This is a genomic window from Fulvivirga imtechensis AK7 (genome assembly GCF_000331535.1).
In the GTDB taxonomy this organism is placed as follows: domain Bacteria; phylum Bacteroidota; class Bacteroidia; order Cytophagales; family Cyclobacteriaceae; genus Fulvivirga; species Fulvivirga imtechensis.
The window spans coordinates 22,062-35,755 of sequence record NZ_AMZN01000082.1 but is presented as its reverse complement, the minus strand read 5'-3'; the positions used below and the strand labels follow the sequence as shown (position 1 = coordinate 35,755).

Annotated in this window: 26 protein-coding genes; 1 reads left to right on the top strand and 25 read right to left on the bottom strand. The window is 44.5% G+C overall.

Annotated elements, in window-relative coordinates; genetic code table 11:
• Window positions 1-74 precede the first annotated feature (74 nt).
• From C900_RS22170 to C900_RS22060, 24 genes are all read right to left on the bottom strand, one after another.
• Complete coding sequence (locus C900_RS22170) at window positions 75-674, bottom strand: hypothetical protein (RefSeq protein WP_040497307.1); 600 nt, start codon at window positions 672-674, stop codon at window positions 75-77.
• A gap of 311 nt (window positions 675-985) precedes the next feature.
• Window positions 986-1,471 carry a DUF4468 domain-containing protein gene (locus C900_RS22165; protein ID WP_009582490.1) on the bottom strand — a complete coding sequence of 162 codons (486 nt, stop codon included), beginning with the start codon at window positions 1,469-1,471 and terminating at the stop codon, window positions 986-988.
• Between the two features lie 313 nt (window positions 1,472-1,784).
• Window positions 1,785-1,973, bottom strand: a complete 189-nt coding sequence (locus tag C900_RS22155; protein ID WP_009582489.1) for a hypothetical protein — start codon at window positions 1,971-1,973, stop codon at window positions 1,785-1,787.
• Window positions 1,974-2,037: 64 nt separating this feature from the next.
• Window positions 2,038-2,646: a hypothetical protein gene (locus C900_RS22150; protein WP_157494129.1), complete on the bottom strand. Its 609-nt coding sequence runs from the start codon at window positions 2,644-2,646 to the stop codon at window positions 2,038-2,040.
• The gene (locus C900_RS22145) at window positions 2,624-2,851 is read right to left on the bottom strand and encodes a hypothetical protein (protein ID WP_009582487.1); all 228 of its coding nucleotides are present in this window, start codon (window positions 2,849-2,851) and stop codon (window positions 2,624-2,626) included. Before C900_RS22145 ends, C900_RS22150 begins: the two co-directional genes overlap by 23 nt.
• Window positions 2,838-3,152: a hypothetical protein gene (locus C900_RS22140; protein ID WP_185113990.1), complete on the bottom strand. Its 315-nt coding sequence runs from the start codon at window positions 3,150-3,152 to the stop codon at window positions 2,838-2,840. The genes C900_RS22145 and C900_RS22140 overlap by 14 nt, the downstream gene beginning before the upstream one ends.
• A complete protein-coding gene (locus C900_RS22135; protein ID WP_009582485.1) occupies window positions 3,124-3,447 on the bottom strand; it encodes a hypothetical protein in 324 nt (107 codons plus the stop codon). Before C900_RS22135 ends, C900_RS22140 begins: the two co-directional genes overlap by 29 nt.
• 22 nt (window positions 3,448-3,469) lie before the next feature.
• A complete protein-coding gene (locus C900_RS22130) occupies window positions 3,470-3,679 on the bottom strand; it encodes a hypothetical protein (protein ID WP_009582484.1) in 210 nt (69 codons plus the stop codon).
• 3 nt (window positions 3,680-3,682) lie between these two features.
• Window positions 3,683-4,333 (bottom strand): DUF3164 family protein, encoded by a 651-nt coding sequence (locus C900_RS22125; protein ID WP_009582483.1) that lies wholly within the window; start codon window positions 4,331-4,333, stop codon window positions 3,683-3,685.
• Between the two features lies 1 nt (window position 4,334).
• Window positions 4,335-4,751 (bottom strand): hypothetical protein, encoded by a 417-nt coding sequence (locus C900_RS22120; protein WP_157494128.1) that lies wholly within the window; start codon window positions 4,749-4,751, stop codon window positions 4,335-4,337.
• 38 nt (window positions 4,752-4,789) lie between these two features.
• Window positions 4,790-5,419 (bottom strand): ATP-binding protein, encoded by a 630-nt coding sequence (locus C900_RS22115; RefSeq protein WP_040497305.1) that lies wholly within the window; start codon window positions 5,417-5,419, stop codon window positions 4,790-4,792.
• Entirely contained in the window at window positions 5,412-5,690 is a 279-nt protein-coding gene (locus C900_RS22110; RefSeq protein WP_009582480.1) for a hypothetical protein, read from the bottom strand. Before C900_RS22110 ends, C900_RS22115 begins: the two co-directional genes overlap by 8 nt.
• 19 nt (window positions 5,691-5,709) lie before the next feature.
• A complete protein-coding gene (locus tag C900_RS22105; protein ID WP_009582479.1) occupies window positions 5,710-5,919 on the bottom strand; it encodes a hypothetical protein in 210 nt (69 codons plus the stop codon).
• Between the two features lie 2 nt (window positions 5,920-5,921).
• Window positions 5,922-6,281 carry a hypothetical protein gene (locus C900_RS22100; RefSeq protein ID WP_009582478.1) on the bottom strand — a complete coding sequence of 120 codons (360 nt, stop codon included), beginning with the start codon at window positions 6,279-6,281 and terminating at the stop codon, window positions 5,922-5,924.
• On the bottom strand, window positions 6,278-6,928 hold the full coding sequence (locus C900_RS22095) for a GumC domain-containing protein (RefSeq protein ID WP_040497304.1): 651 nt from the start codon (window positions 6,926-6,928) through the stop codon (window positions 6,278-6,280). The genes C900_RS22100 and C900_RS22095 overlap by 4 nt, the downstream gene beginning before the upstream one ends.
• 4 nt (window positions 6,929-6,932) lie before the next feature.
• Window positions 6,933-7,859: an AAA family ATPase gene (locus tag C900_RS22090; RefSeq protein WP_009582476.1), complete on the bottom strand. Its 927-nt coding sequence runs from the start codon at window positions 7,857-7,859 to the stop codon at window positions 6,933-6,935.
• Window positions 7,860-7,885: 26 nt separating this feature from the next.
• A complete protein-coding gene (locus C900_RS30905; protein ID WP_009582475.1) occupies window positions 7,886-8,020 on the bottom strand; it encodes a hypothetical protein in 135 nt (44 codons plus the stop codon).
• Window positions 8,017-8,574: a hypothetical protein gene (locus C900_RS22085; RefSeq protein WP_009582474.1), complete on the bottom strand. Its 558-nt coding sequence runs from the start codon at window positions 8,572-8,574 to the stop codon at window positions 8,017-8,019. Before C900_RS22085 ends, C900_RS30905 begins: the two co-directional genes overlap by 4 nt.
• The gene (locus C900_RS30900) at window positions 8,571-8,705 is read right to left on the bottom strand and encodes a hypothetical protein (RefSeq protein WP_009582473.1); all 135 of its coding nucleotides are present in this window, start codon (window positions 8,703-8,705) and stop codon (window positions 8,571-8,573) included. The genes C900_RS22085 and C900_RS30900 overlap by 4 nt, the downstream gene beginning before the upstream one ends.
• Window position 8,706: 1 nt before the next feature.
• A complete protein-coding gene (locus tag C900_RS22080) occupies window positions 8,707-10,896 on the bottom strand; it encodes an integrase catalytic domain-containing protein (protein WP_009582471.1) in 2,190 nt (729 codons plus the stop codon).
• Complete coding sequence (locus C900_RS22075) at window positions 10,890-11,117, bottom strand: DUF6171 family protein (RefSeq protein WP_009582470.1); 228 nt, start codon at window positions 11,115-11,117, stop codon at window positions 10,890-10,892. The genes C900_RS22080 and C900_RS22075 overlap by 7 nt, the downstream gene beginning before the upstream one ends.
• Window positions 11,118-11,157: 40 nt before the next feature.
• Window positions 11,158-11,400 (bottom strand): hypothetical protein, encoded by a 243-nt coding sequence (locus C900_RS22070; protein WP_040497303.1) that lies wholly within the window; start codon window positions 11,398-11,400, stop codon window positions 11,158-11,160.
• A gap of 40 nt (window positions 11,401-11,440) precedes the next feature.
• Window positions 11,441-11,644, bottom strand: coding sequence for a hypothetical protein (locus C900_RS22065; RefSeq protein ID WP_157494127.1), 204 nt, complete (start codon window positions 11,642-11,644; stop codon window positions 11,441-11,443).
• Between the two features lie 5 nt (window positions 11,645-11,649).
• Entirely contained in the window at window positions 11,650-11,907 is a 258-nt protein-coding gene (locus C900_RS22060; protein WP_009582467.1) for a helix-turn-helix domain-containing protein, read from the bottom strand.
• 85 nt (window positions 11,908-11,992) lie between these two features.
• On the opposite strand from C900_RS22060, the gene C900_RS28810 reads away from it, so the two are divergent.
• Entirely contained in the window at window positions 11,993-12,466 is a 474-nt protein-coding gene (locus C900_RS28810; protein ID WP_009582466.1) for a hypothetical protein, read from the top strand.
• Here the strand turns inward: C900_RS28810 and C900_RS22050 are convergent.
• Window positions 12,461-13,684 (bottom strand): tetratricopeptide repeat protein, encoded by a 1,224-nt coding sequence (locus C900_RS22050; protein ID WP_083867552.1) that lies wholly within the window; start codon window positions 13,682-13,684, stop codon window positions 12,461-12,463. The two genes, C900_RS28810 and C900_RS22050, sit on opposite strands and share 6 nt — an antisense overlap.
• Window positions 13,685-13,694 lie beyond the last annotated feature (10 nt).

The following is a 13,694-nucleotide window of genomic DNA, read 5'->3' as shown; positions in this document are numbered from 1 at the left end:
GGATCTACGGAATTGAACCTGCCTAGTGCTGGGTCATACTGCCGGTAGAAGGTCTCGTAAAAGAGTGTAAAGAATTATTCTTGAATCCTATCCAAACTATCTGCCTCTACAACTACATATTTATATTCAAATGGATACTCTTTGCCAAAGGTTTTTATTTTACCAGAAAAAGAATAAATCCGGGGTTGATCATTCCTTACTTTATAGGTAAAGGGAAGATCTTTATAAGTAACTACATGACTTAGCCCATCGATATTTATTTTAATATCGTCCTGAAAACCATATATAACACCTATGAACTCTTCACCTACTTTTACAGAATCATCACGCATTAGAACTTCAAAAAACTCATTTCTATATTCATGCTTGAAAACGCTTTCCAAAATTTTGTTTCCCAAGCTATCTGATAGAATTTCGCCTTCTTCTGAAGTTTTATATTTATAAAACAATTCCCCACCTACAGAATTTACTTTTTCAACATTATCCACAGTTTTTGGATTAACTTGAACCTTTATTAGATTTCCATCTGAATCATAAATAACGGTATCATTCTTTATCTTACTAGCATTCTTCAATGCAGGATATTTTTCAAAGAACTTTTCATCTTCTGTTTTCTTTTTGCCATTACATGCGATTAGAAAAATAAAACTTAACATACAAAACAAAACTTTCATATTATAGGGGGTAAAACAAACAGTACATTTTAATAGTTTAATAAAAATTAGCGGGAATTTGCGGGAATCTTCAAAATTTGCGGGGATTTTAGCCCGGTGATACAGCTAATAGGGTGCAAAACGAAAAGTACATTTTTATACGCATTCAGGTAAATATAACCGGACACATCCATTAAAGCAATACCATTTAATTACCGCCCATACTCTACATATATACAATTTTAGGCATTAAAAAAGGCACATTTAAAAAATGTACCTTTCGTTTTGTCCTTTAGGCTTAAACTGGACGTGTAAAACTGGACATGAAACTCTTACCAGTCGCTGCTCGTGGTGGTGGACATTTGAGCCTTTAAGGTGGTGATAAGATTTTGCACTTTCTCATCTACTCTGGTGAACATCTTTTTGCTGCCTGGCTTGCCTTCGTACTCCTCAAACGTGGTGTGTCTGCCGTCAGTTATCCAGTCGATGACAAAGTGGTCTATAGTGTACCTGTAACGGCCTTCCTTGGCTTCTATAGTGACGGTATGGAACACGTCTCTGCCTTCCATAGTGTGGACCACGTTGATAACTCCTTTGCCTATCAGCTTTGACTGATCAGGATCTTCCAGCTGTAGGACAGCGTTAGCGTCTCTGTAGCTGTTGACAAACCACTCACGGGCTTTACTGTAAAGCTCATGCGCGCTGCCTGGAGCTTCTACGACTTCCTGGTAGGTGTAGAGACCACTCTCAGTGTTTAAGCTCGGCTGAGCACTTAAAATGAATGGGAAAATAAATAGTAATGTAAATGTTGCTTTCATAACTTATTTAAATTGGTTAAAAATGATCTATTAAATATTTTCTCCTCCCCCCTTCACCTATAACGGCAGCGCCACCTTGGAAAGGATATTCCACCTTGAGACTTAGGTATAGGAGCCATTAATATACTGGCGGTTGAGGTTAGTAACATTACTCTGCGGCACATTTCAGCCCAAAGCTTAAATGCCTTTAATCTTCTGTATAAAGTCTCTTCCTTATTTTGCCAGATCTCTCGTAATTTATGCGCTCGCTGATACCAATTGTCTGAAAAAATCCAGAAATCTTCTTTAGTGGCTTTTTTTAAGTTCACTACTTTCATACTTCCTCCGTTAAAAAGTTTTCAGACTGGTTGTGTACAAAGCAGATCTGCACCTGGTATGTATCGCCTAGCAGCTCTATTTCTTCAATGCGTGAACGGGTTTCAAATGGCGGTAAACCTGATGATTGTATTCGTTCCTCTGTCCGCTTAATGGCTTCTTTAATTTGCAATTCAAGGTCTTTCATAACTGTTTGATTAATTCATCAACACTATGTTCAATTAAATCGAGTATCCCTGCTTATCATAGTCTTAAATATCTAGTTTGCCGGGAGCCACCCATACCTTACGACTGTTCTGTCTCCAGCCTAAGTTACGTAAATGTGCCCAATATTGTGAAAGCTCTTCCGGTGAAAGTTGCTTTTCAAAGCGTGCATCATACTCGTTGGGGAATTTGCTTTTCTCGGGGATACCATTGCGGTTGATGTCGCGAATGTAGTTGTAGTGGCGTATGTAGTCGTTAATGCTCTTGGCGTAGCTGAGCGGAAATGAGTCATTTGAGAAATAGGTGTTTAAGAGGCCTTCTGTTACTACAACTTCCTTGATGTTGGCTTTCTCTTGCTTCTTGGCGGTGTATGTGCTTCCTCTCCTGGCTTTGAAATACATGCAGAATAGCTTTAGTTTGTCGTGGGCCGTCTTGGCTTCCATCTCCTTCACGGCAAAGATCTCTCCAAAGCCCTTGAGGTCCTCCTGGGAGAATGGAAACTTGGACCTGATAACATTCTTTTCATGGTCTGTTAAAGGCCTGTTAAAGTCCCAGTTAACGGCACTTAAAACATCACCTTTAAATAGTAGGTATGCTGCACCTTTCAGGGTGCTTTGCTTCCTGGTGGTGACTTTATAGATTGAAATACTCATCATTCATTACTTTACGGTATGCTATGCTGGCCAGCTCAGGATCTACTGGTCTGGAATCTACACGCTTGAGTATGTTATAGTAGTTGATCACCCAGTAGTTTCTAAAAATGAAATCACTGATGTAATCTTTATTATGACGCTTTTTCAAATGGTTGATAACATCACGGATCTCTCGATCACGTACAGCAATGGGATTATTTTCCGGCATATTTCTTAAGAAACGATTGGTATACCTTTTCAAACTGGCTAACAGCTATTACAAGCTCCTTTCCCGTCATGGCCTCCAGTGGCTTGCGTATGCTGCACTTTTCTGACTCGCACCAGCCAGATACATTCTGCTTATTCACCTCATGCGCTGGCAGATCCTTTTGAGCTTCGTTGCGTGGCTGCTCATAACCCATCTGATAGCCCAGGTAAAGGAGCTTCTTGCGCATGCGGCTGTTTTGTGAAGCAAAATACCTCCTTTCGGAGGTATTAGACTTACTTAACTGTGGCTTTCTCCTGCTCATCTGCTGTCTCTGTTTCCGGTAAAACCATATCTATCATTATTCTACACATGCGCTTACGCGTACGGTATGAGTTGGGATAGCCTTTGCCCAGGTAGCCCTGGTTTACATGGTTCACCAGGACTACCCTGCGTTTGATGCTGCCCTTCTTTTCCCTGATGGTGACCTCCTTGTGGTTACCTTCCAGGGCTTTCTTAGATAGCTCTGTGTCTGCATCAATCATTATTGAGTTAATCTTGCCCTCTTTGGCAAGGGTGTAAACGGTTTCGTCTACCGATAGTGTTAATTGTTCTTTCATGATATAAAAAGTTAAAATTTGGTTACATTAATAAAGGATCTCCATCCAGATTCACATAATCTATGTTCCTGTTAGGATTATTTAAATGGTGTTTAACAGATTTCCAAAACTTAACAGAGTGCTTTAGTGCACGCTTCATTTTTGGGCTTCTGGCTCTCTTTTCTCTGTACTCCACGTCCTCCAGTTGCTCATTGACCACTCTCTTTATTTCTTCCAAAGGGAAAACATCCATAACCTAAATATTTACACTTGCGAAATTGAGGTTAATAAGCTTCCAGTTACCATGATCATCACGCTTGTAGAAGTTCATGTACTTGGTGGTGGCCTTTGGATTGTAGGACTCCTTGAATAACCTGATGGCATCCTTCCAGTCGGCATCATCAAAGTCGTTTTCCATGTTCCACAACTTCATAATGAGCTTATCATCAAACTCACCGCTGTTGGTGCGCTCCAGGAGCTGCGTTACAAGCTTGTAGGTCTCTTTATTGCGGACCTTTACAAACCGCTCCAGAAAGCTCTTGAGCTTCTGCTCTGCCATGTCTGCACGCTCATCAAAGCCCTTCTTTGTCTGGCTGCTGTAGCGGATCTTAAGGGTACCAGCTGCATTCTCTATACTAAAGCCACCTTTGCTGTTGGCGTTGACTTCACCGTACTCTTTCATGCGTTCAGAAAACTGATCCATATTTTCAAAAGCTGCTTTTTTGAACTGCTGTAATTGTACCTGTAGACCCTGCGCAGCCATGATCAGGGTGTCAATCAGTTCCTCACGGTCCTGCTCGTACTTCTTGCGTCTGGCAAGCTCTTCGCGTTGCTTTTTCTTTTGGCGCTCCTGGAGGAGTTGTTCCAGCTGATCGTCTGTTAATTTGTCTAATTCTACTGTGCTCATTTTAAAAGGATTTAAATGTTAAACTTCTTGACTTTGCCAGCTCTTTGATCATCGTGTGGGCGCTGGCATGCATCACCGATGAGTTAATATGTATGTTGTCGTGACTGATGGCATGGTAGATCCGGTAATACTTTGCCAGATCTGCCTTGCTATACATGGCCCATAGCTGACCGTTACGGGGATCTTCTATGACACAGATACCAATGTGCAGATCTTTGCGGATCTTGTACATGAATATCTGATCTATCCGGTTCCACTCGGTACACCACCATGCCCAAAACTGTGGCGTTTTAGGCAGGTGCTCCATACCGTATGCGTCTACTTCCATTACCTGCTCCAGGTAGGTATAGGCGGCATCAAACCTCATGGTGCTTAGCTCATCCTGAGATATGCCGGTAAGCATAGATACCTTTGCCATATTTAACTTGTGTAGCTGTCTTACTTTTTGGGCCTGGTTCATGATAGTGACATTTGTAGTTGACCATTGGACCGGCTGCGCTGGTCCCATATGACAAAAGGCTTATTGCCTCCGAACCTGCTGCGGATCTGTGCACGGAAGTCTTTTACCTGCACTTTGATATCACAGCAGTACTTGATTTTCTTAGCGGCTGCGTCCATCGGATCATTCCAGCATACTATTATTATGCACTTCTTCGGGAAACGCTCATGAAGCTGCTGAAACTGATCAAATGTGAGCTTCATGTAGTCCAGGCTATCTATGATCAGCACGCGGCCACTGTTAGGCTTCTGCACCTTCTTGAAGTAAGGCTCAAAGGTGCGCTGCGACTTCTCTGCCAGTATGAACTTACCGGCACGGATCTCATACATCTTGTTGCGCTTGTAGGCGATCTGAAAGGTGGATGATTTACCCTGCTCTACGGAGTTAAAATTTACTTTACCGTAGTGCTTGCAAAGCATCTTAGCCAGACGCATGACGTACTCGGTTTTGCCGTGGCCGCTTGGACCTTCTATAAGCATTCGGAAGTTTTCACAGACAGTGCCTAAGTGCTCCGCCCATTCCTGAGGTAGCTCAAGCTCGTTGAACTTCCAGCTCATGATGTCGTTTTTGCCGTAGTTCTTAGCCATTGCTGCCTCCTTTCTTTGAGTTGACAATGAACCTGAGCGCTGTGGCCCCGGTTTGTATGGATTCCTTATTCATCTCTGCCAGTTCACCGCCTTCATAATGATGGTTGAGTGCTGCTCTGATCAGCTCCCCCGCTTTCTCTGTTACTATGGCTGCGCGGTGCACTACATCATCAGGCCAATTGGGGTGCTTCACTGTGGCGTCTTTCATCTCTACCAGTATGCTGATCAGTGCCCTTTGTTCGTCCAGGGAGGCAGTGGAAAAGATCCTCATGCACATTGCTTTAGTGATTTTAATCTGCATTGGTGTCCTCCTTTCTTTTGTATTCCAATTCAAACCCCATTCCGAACCCTAACCATTCAATTTCTACTGATACACTATACCTGCTATCTATTCTCAGGTAGATCAGTCGGAACGAAGGGAGTAGCTTGGTCCTCTTGTACCAGTTTATGCTCCGGTCTTTGTGAGAGATTTTTACATCATCGTTTTTATGCACTTTCATGATCAGCTCAGTTTTTGGTGCAACTCTAGTAATAGTTTATTCATCAGTGGATGGAATTGAGATGGAAATCTTTGACTGCACTCCCAGAAGCATATAGCTTGCGCGCGTGACCAGGTCATTTTATACTGACCCTTCACCGTATCCAGCTCTGCATAGTATTTTACATAGATTTCTTTCAGAAGGTCTATCAAAATGAAGTACTCAGCGTTCGCTACTGACAACGGTTTGCTTAATTTGAGCATTTCAAAGATTAGGTCTTCTATCAATCTCTCAATAGTGGGCTTGATCAGCATGGCGATGCTTCGGCTTAAAGTCAGCATCACTTTACCCTTGGCGTTTATCTTTACAATTGGCTTGCTCATAGTTGCTCCAGCTCCTTTCTGATCCGTTGGATCTTACACTCCAGTTCACCGCGCAGGCCTTCCAGATCTACCCACTCGCCCGGGCCGCTACTTGCAAGGTCCTGCTTGATGACCTCCAGCCTTTTCTCGTGAAACTGTAGATCTTCTTTTTTTAGGTGCTTAAGCTTTTCGTTAAGCTCCCGGAGTTGGTCGGTGTTTACCTGTACTTCGTGTCTGGTGAAATAGGTTTTACCGTATCGATGCTTCTGCTTGTCAAGCTCCTCGGTCAGCGCTACTATTTCGGTGATGGTTTCACCTATCAGATCATCCCTGCGATCAGCGGACATGAGCTCTTTTTCCTCATCCTCTACCTGGTCAAGTATGTCCATTGCTTTCAATTGCCTCACTCGCCTGCTCAGCGCATCTAGCTTAGATTTGCCGTCTCTGATGTACTTTTTAAGTTGCTTTTCCCTTTCCTCCATCATAGTGAGCTCTGTGGTCTTGATGCGTCCGGGAAAGTCTATGCTTTTCTCTTTCTGGAGGGCTGTCTGTAGCTTCTTCCGCTCTGTTTTCCATAGCTTGAGAAACTTCCTGAGCTGGTCTTTATAGTCCACGTCATTGGTGTACATCTCTCTTACGTCCCAGAATGTATGTCTCTTAAGTGTCATGGTCTTAGTAATCAAGGTTAAACAGTGAAATGATATCCTTACCGTTGAGCTGCTCACCGCACTTGCGAATGTTCTCAAGTATTACCTGCACGTACTGATTGAGCATGTCGTAATCAAAGATGTACTGCGCCAGCACGTTGATGGCTGTGGTGTCTGTAATGCCTGAGGCCTTGCAGATCTCTTTGATCTCCTCTTTTTCTATAGCCTTAAGCTCTACCCTGTTCGGGAAAAACCTGCGCCTGAGCTGTGGGAAACCGGGACGGTTACGATCGGCCATAGTGTTGATCTTGGCTGAAAGCTCCATACCGCTGAGTATCATGCCACACTTACGATCGGTGAAGTCTGCAATCTCTTTTACCAGATCATAGAGGGTATTCTTAAGGTACTCCGCTTCATCAATGATGAGCAGGTAGCCGGTTACGCTGGTAACCTTCTTCTGTATAGCCAGCATACGCGCGCGGTTGCCTCTGAGCTGGTCCTTAATGCCAAGCTTCTTGCAAATCTCCTCCAGCATGTCCTTTGCGTTCATGGTGCGGGTAACCTTAATGTACAGCACTCTGTCATTCTCCAGGGCGTAACGCTCCAGGGCGTAGGTTTTGCCCAGGCCGGTATCAGCCTCCAGGAGTATGCGCTGTTTTTTGTCCTGGGCGCTTTTGCATACTGCCTGCACTAGCTGGTAGTTGGCAGTGTCCCAGTGCAGCTCTGTTTCAAATCGCACGCCTAGGAAGTCGGCAAGGGTGTTGAATACCTTGTCTGGTATGGGGCTGGTACCGGTACCTGTTTTCATGGTGTACTCACCATTTCGGATGCGAGAAATATAAGCCGCGGCTATGCCTGACTGATCGGCCAGGATGTTTGCAGACCTGCTTTCTGATGAGGCTATCCAGTTGATCAGGGCCTCTGTGATTTTTTGTTTGTCTTGTAATTGCATAATTTTAGTACTCGTTTAAATTGTAGTTAAAGCCCCCCTGAGAGTTTGCGCGACCAGGGGGTTTTGCATTTATGTGATGATTGTTGAATCCACTCCATTTCCGGAAGCTGCTTTGCAATGTCCTTGATCTTGTAGGCGTTTTGGTTTGACAGCTTTCTCATAGGGCACTGTTTAATTCAAATTTTGAGGTAAGCAGCTTCGTCACCTCACCTCCCTTTTGGTCAAGCATTTGCATGGTTGACTGTAGGGTGTTAGGGGCTAATGTTGCCCTGGATATACCTATAGTGTATATATCTTTCTCCTCGCTGTATGCTACATCAGCAGTGAAGTGATCATTACCATCTATAGTGATGGCAGCGCAAAGCCTTGTCCTGTGTCTGTAGATGGTAGCCTGGGGACATGACCAGTGGTGGCTATCATCCTGCTTGCGGTTGATGGCAGCTATTTGTGCCTTGATCACCAATTGCTCTGCCTTCAGCATCCTGAGTACGTTGACGTTCTCCTCTACGAAGTAGTCATAATACTCACCTTCAATGTTTTCACTGCCAATTGCTGCAAGCGATACACGTATTACCCGCATATCATTTCCGGCCAGTTCGATGGCTCTCTCGCACTCTTCAAGCTGCTTTTTAAGTGTCTGCATTTCATAGCCTTCTGTAATTTCTGGCGGGTTGAACTCTGCCAATCCATCCAGGTAAGTTTTTCCGTTGTTCATCGTTTAAATTGTTTGGTTAAAAATTCTTCTCGGTCCATAATCAGGTCGTCTACTGATTTTGGAGCGTACAGCCTGGCTTTCTGTGCGTCCAGTGCTGCGTAGTCATATGGGTGTATTTTGATCTTTACCATGTCAAAATCGTTTAAGGTTTTTGTTATTGCCTGGCTTCGCATTTGGTGTGTTGCTGTAAAGGAACCTGCTCAGGTCTTTTGTTTGGTGCTCTGAATCATGCGGTTGATCCAGCCTGAAATCATCTCCGTTGACTATTTGTTCAAGCATATGAGCCCTGGCGGCATTGAGCACTTCTTTATCAAAAGCGTTTTCCGTAACGGCCTTTGTGTAGGTGCCATTCTGGATAGTTAGATCCACGTACCTGGTGAACCTGTTTTCTGCCAGTTCTTTCTGCTTATCCTTGGTCTTTAGGTGGTCGTGTAGGCGTCTTCCCTCGCCCTCAGTGCGGTCTACAAGGGCCTGGTGGAATCTTTCCGGTTTGCTGGCTACTACATGCTCGCCATTCAGTCTTACCGGATCATTGTCTTTGTATAGGTAGACACGCTCAGGTGCAGCGGGATCATACTTGATGTTGAATTTTTCGCCCAGGTACCGGCTGTTAAATTCAGGACTATCAACCGAAAATATCATCTTTTCATTGTTAATGGTAGGCATTATGCCCTTGGTGGTATATTCGTAAGGCTGAGGGATGAATATCTTTCGGTTTACAGACTTACCCTGCTCCACAAGCTTCACCGTTTTAAGGTCTCCAGGCATCTCGAAGAAGGCTTCAAGCTCTAATTGAGGTGTGTATGGTCTTTGCTTGTCGATAGATGACTCAATGCTGGCTTTGTACCGGTCTAGTGGAGACTTGCCATACTTCTTCATGACGTGATAGTTCCAGATGGTGAAGTCTTCGTGTATCTCCTTAATAGCCTTATTGATTGGTACGATCTGCTTTGTTTTAACCAGGTGTGCGATGTATTCAGGGTTGGGCTTGCTGTCAATCTTTGACCCCATAACCGGGCTGCCGGTGAACCCGGTTCTAAATTTTAGTACCTGCTCGTTGAAGTGCTTGAACCAAGGCTCTATTACCTTAGAACGTGAGTTGCCCACAGCGGCCGGAGTGAGGCTTGGAGAAAGAGCCGCAAGGCACTGCTGAGCATCGAAACTCTTAATAGCTGATGAGTTGTCAAACTGGATCTGATGGGGCACGTAACCCGATAGGTTACAAGCTGATCTTAAAGCGCCCTTAACGGCTTTTGAAGTTTCCTTATAGCTGACGAAAAAGCCGAGCACACACCAGCTATGAGCGTCTATTATTACGAATACGTTTAGCCTGGCATAGTTGCCTTTGCTTTCAGGGTCGTAGTAGTAGCGATGAACCGGGGTTCCATCCATCACCCACATTGCATTTGCAAAACTGGCAATCTCTCTGTGAGTAACCATTTCGTATTTACTACGATAAGCTTGCTTTCCATGCCTATTAGCGTACACTATCTGCTGTACTTCTTTACTCATTAAGAAGTGTTTAACCGTGCTGTATGACACAATAGCCTTATGACTCCATCCATGTTGTCCATTACTTGCAGTGTATGCCTGTACCATTTCATTAGCTGTTCGTAGGTACATTTGATAAGTCTGCTCCAGGCTTGGTTTAGCATTAGGCTCGCTGTAGATCTGTACTAATAGCGCCTCCTGCTCTTCGCCTAGCTTCTGGCTGTTGTTGTTTCCGTACTTCTTGCTGATGAGTGAGTCCAGGGCGGTGTATAGATCCTGATCGGAGTAGTTACCGTTTAAAGGCTTTTTAAATAGTTTATTGAAGGGCTTTAATTTGCGTTTAAATACTTGTATGCTGTTGCACTTCCATTTGCTCCAGTCTTTTGCGGCCATCAGATCCTTAGCATCCTCATAGAGATGATCAAGTGAGCTGTAGCCCATAGCGGCCGCATGGCTCCTGGACACTGACGCCATGTATAGCAGCCAGCCTGCCGTCTCGCTCAGCTCCCTGGCTACTTCGTATACATCCGGGTTAGCCAGGAAGTAATCATATGCTTTGGCGGGTGTCGTGAAAAGCTGCTCGATATTGCGCTTCATCAGTTTAGCGGGATCAGGCAGATCATACTTAGCCAGGGTAGGCTCAGGGATGGTGTTGTAGTTGATCAATACCTCACCGTTGACCTTCTCATGATGCCATGACTCCAGGCCGTTGTTACGGTTGCGGTACTTGCCTTTGTTGATGGTCTCCTCCAGTGCTGCCTGAAACTCAGCAGGCACCTGCTCCACCAGCTCGCGCGTACTTAGCCAAACTATATTGTTCTTTACTACCATTTGCTTACCGGGCAAGAGGCTGAGTGTACTCTGGTTTTAGATGGCATGTAGCAGCCGCATTGCTGACATGTGCTGGCTATGGTTAGGTAAGGGCATTGCTTGCAGATAGCGAACCGATCATCTGCCACCTCTTCGATGGAGGGGTCTGCTTTGCCTGCTATCTTCTTTACCAGGTTGGTAGATCCTTCTATGATCTGTTTTGCTTGAGTGATCTTGTTCATTGTAAGGTAGATTTGAGATGTAAGATTTGAGTATTGAGACTCACATGAAGTGCTTTATGTAAGTACTAACTAGCTTTCTGCTTTGTAGATCCAGCTCTGTAAGCCACTCTCCAATGGCTTGATAATTAAGCATGCCATGTTTTGCTCCTAAGCCCTCCAGCTTTGAGATGAGGTGCTTTGCCAAATGGCTACTTTCGCAATGACAGTCTAAGAAGGTCTCAAGCTTGTTGATATTGATGTTATTGAGAAACCTGATTACTTGGCTAAGATTTATTTGATCCATGATAATGTAGATTTGATGTTAAGATGTAAGTATTGAGATCTCACTCGAAAAGGATGTCGTTAGCTTCATCAACTAAGTCCTCCCATTCCAGGTACAAGGCGTCAAGGTCATCCCAAGAAAAGTCATCTGCTTCCACTATTTCGTAGGCTCCTAGTATCAGGTGCTTATTTACTTTGCTTATTCCTGTCCTTAGTAAGGTGATAGCAGACTCCGCTACCTGTCCTCTGTGTGCTTTCGTCCTCATATCTGTCATGCTGATTGTAGTCTTAAGATTTCTGAATGATTGCACTGTACTTTGTAGATCTGCTCGTTCAGCTTTTCGTTGAGTAGCTGAATGGCAGCGCTGTGGATATTGCTGCTGTAGCTGCGGCCTGAAAAGAAGTAGCTCACCGCCCTGGTGGTTACTCCTGCGCGGTCTGCTAACTCTTTGTTGGAGATATCACTCTCCTTGAGTTTGCGCTTGAGTTGCTCCCGCTTTTGTTCGGATAATTTGGAATTATTGTTCATATTTGACTGTGATTACAAGAACAATAATAGAGAAAATTTTCTCTTTTAACAATGTCTATGGAGAAAATTTTCTACTTTTGACACTATGAACCAACACACCTGGCAGGATCGCCTGCGTTCATTTATTGAGTATTTGGGCTTAAAACCTACTTCTTTCGAGGGTTTGGTGGGCCTGAGTCATGGTTCTATAGGTAAGGCGCTAAAGAGTAAATCTTCTATCGGTACTGATAAATTAGAGAAAATATTCTCTGAATATCCAGACCTTAATCCTACCTGGTTGTTTAAGGGATCTGGTGAAATGCTACTGAGTAACGAGGAAACTGTGTATGCTCACGTGGCTGAGGAGTTTGTAGTGTATATGACAAAAAGCCAGACTACAAGTGATGCAATAAAGGAGCTAAAAGGTATGGCGGCTGATGCGCGACAGGCGCACCTGATAGGCCTGATAGAGCAGGCTATTAACGATCTGAGCCGGGAGAATGTGGAGCTAAAGAATAAGCTGCTTAAACTCTATGAAGATAAGGAGAGGCTGGCTAATAAAATAGACAGGCTGCTATAGTTTCTTAAGCTCGTCTACTATCGCCTTTTTGTAGATCTTCCGTTTGCGGTATGAGCGGTATATGCCCAGGAAGATCAGACCCACAACTAACACAGACAAGCCAACGATGGCAAGGGTGATCATCCGCTCTTTTCTGGCGTTCTCTTCCTGCTCAATTTTCTGGATCTCATAAAGTACAGACTGCACCTGGTAGAAATTGTACAGGCGGTCGTTGTTTTGCTGTAGGTGTGCCATGCTGCGGGCGTACTGGTGTATCTGCTCGTAGGCCAGCATAGCCTTTTCGGTGTTGCCGGTGCCCTTGTAGATGTCGGCCAGCATCTCCCTGGTGCGTAGTGCTTCTGTGCTGGTGGTGTCAGTGGTAGCGGTTGCTAGCTCCAGGTAGTATATAGCGCTGTCGGTCTGGTTCATGTTTTGGAAGGTTTCTGCCAGGTTATTCAGCGTCCTCACTGTTGACTCATCCGGGTTTTCTGCATCCTTCATGTCCAGGCTCAGGAGTAGGTAGTGCCGTGCTCGTTCGTAGTCCTTTTTGCCCAGGTAAGCATTACCGGCATTGTTGTAAGTCTTGGCTCGCCTGGAAGCTTCTGCTTTGGTGCCTTCAACTATATGTAGCGCCCTGAAATAGTAATCAATTGCGGTGTCGTACCGGTGAGTTTCTTTGTGTAGTATACCTAGCTCGTTGTAAATGACGGACTGGCTTTTCTTATCATTAAGCTCAAGGTATATATCCAGTGCCTTGGTGTTGTAAAGCGCAGCTGAATCGTAGTCGGCTTTCAGGCGATAGACCTTAGCCATGTTTCGGTACGTTTCAGCCAGGAGGAACTGATCACCCAAATCATGCTTCAGCTCCGCTACCTGCTTGTAGATGTCAATAGCCTTGTCGTATGCGTAGCATTGTTTGAAGATCACCGCTATGTTGAGCATTACATCACTTATGTGTTTCTGGTCGTTAAGCTCCTGATATTGACGTAAAGCTGTAAAATAGTACATGAGAGCGTCAGCCATGTTTTTACTGTTGTAGTGGCTTGCTGCTATCATAAAGTTTGCGTTTGCTGTCTCCTGCTCGGTTTCTGCAAGGCTTAACGCCTGCTTGCCCAGCTCTACGGCTTTGGTGGGATCACTGTTGTAAAATCGGGCTGCACTGTCATATAATTGCTGAAATGACTGAGCTGAAGCCAGGGCTGGCAACAGAGTGCAGTATAACATCATCAAAATTTTCATAATCAGGCTA

Coding starts and splice junctions, on each gene's coding strand:
- C900_RS22170 (WP_040497307.1), bottom strand. CDS start 674: ATGAAAGTTTTGTTTTGTATGTTAAGTTTTATTTTTCTAATCGCATGT.
- C900_RS22165 (WP_009582490.1), bottom strand. CDS start 1,471: ATGAAAGCAACATTTACATTACTATTTATTTTCCCATTCATTTTAAGT.
- C900_RS22155 (WP_009582489.1), bottom strand. CDS start 1,973: ATGAAAGACCTTGAATTGCAAATTAAAGAAGCCATTAAGCGGACAGAG.
- C900_RS22150 (WP_157494129.1), bottom strand. CDS start 2,646: ATGATGAGTATTTCAATCTATAAAGTCACCACCAGGAAGCAAAGCACC.
- C900_RS22145 (WP_009582487.1), bottom strand. CDS start 2,851: ATGCCGGAAAATAATCCCATTGCTGTACGTGATCGAGAGATCCGTGAT.
- C900_RS22140 (WP_185113990.1), bottom strand. CDS start 3,152: ATGAGCAGGAGAAAGCCACAGTTAAGTAAGTCTAATACCTCCGAAAGG.
- C900_RS22135 (WP_009582485.1), bottom strand. CDS start 3,447: ATGAAAGAACAATTAACACTATCGGTAGACGAAACCGTTTACACCCTT.
- C900_RS22130 (WP_009582484.1), bottom strand. CDS start 3,679: ATGGATGTTTTCCCTTTGGAAGAAATAAAGAGAGTGGTCAATGAGCAA.
- C900_RS22125 (WP_009582483.1), bottom strand. CDS start 4,333: ATGAGCACAGTAGAATTAGACAAATTAACAGACGATCAGCTGGAACAA.
- C900_RS22120 (WP_157494128.1), bottom strand. CDS start 4,751: ATGGCAAAGGTATCTATGCTTACCGGCATATCTCAGGATGAGCTAAGC.
- C900_RS22115 (WP_040497305.1), bottom strand. CDS start 5,419: ATGGCTAAGAACTACGGCAAAAACGACATCATGAGCTGGAAGTTCAAC.
- C900_RS22110 (WP_009582480.1), bottom strand. CDS start 5,690: ATGAGGATCTTTTCCACTGCCTCCCTGGACGAACAAAGGGCACTGATC.
- C900_RS22105 (WP_009582479.1), bottom strand. CDS start 5,919: ATGAAAGTGCATAAAAACGATGATGTAAAAATCTCTCACAAAGACCGG.
- C900_RS22100 (WP_009582478.1), bottom strand. CDS start 6,281: ATGAGCAAGCCAATTGTAAAGATAAACGCCAAGGGTAAAGTGATGCTG.
- C900_RS22095 (WP_040497304.1), bottom strand. CDS start 6,928: ATGACACTTAAGAGACATACATTCTGGGACGTAAGAGAGATGTACACC.
- C900_RS22090 (WP_009582476.1), bottom strand. CDS start 7,859: ATGCAATTACAAGACAAACAAAAAATCACAGAGGCCCTGATCAACTGG.
- C900_RS30905 (WP_009582475.1), bottom strand. CDS start 8,020: ATGAGAAAGCTGTCAAACCAAAACGCCTACAAGATCAAGGACATTGCA.
- C900_RS22085 (WP_009582474.1), bottom strand. CDS start 8,574: ATGAACAACGGAAAAACTTACCTGGATGGATTGGCAGAGTTCAACCCG.
- C900_RS30900 (WP_009582473.1), bottom strand. CDS start 8,705: ATGGTAAAGATCAAAATACACCCATATGACTACGCAGCACTGGACGCA.
- C900_RS22080 (WP_009582471.1), bottom strand. CDS start 10,896: ATGGTAGTAAAGAACAATATAGTTTGGCTAAGTACGCGCGAGCTGGTG.
- C900_RS22075 (WP_009582470.1), bottom strand. CDS start 11,117: ATGAACAAGATCACTCAAGCAAAACAGATCATAGAAGGATCTACCAAC.
- C900_RS22070 (WP_040497303.1), bottom strand. CDS start 11,400: ATGGATCAAATAAATCTTAGCCAAGTAATCAGGTTTCTCAATAACATC.
- C900_RS22065 (WP_157494127.1), bottom strand. CDS start 11,644: ATGAGGACGAAAGCACACAGAGGACAGGTAGCGGAGTCTGCTATCACC.
- C900_RS22060 (WP_009582467.1), bottom strand. CDS start 11,907: ATGAACAATAATTCCAAATTATCCGAACAAAAGCGGGAGCAACTCAAG.
- C900_RS28810 (WP_009582466.1), top strand. CDS start 11,993: ATGAACCAACACACCTGGCAGGATCGCCTGCGTTCATTTATTGAGTAT.
- C900_RS22050 (WP_083867552.1), bottom strand. CDS start 13,684: ATGAAAATTTTGATGATGTTATACTGCACTCTGTTGCCAGCCCTGGCT.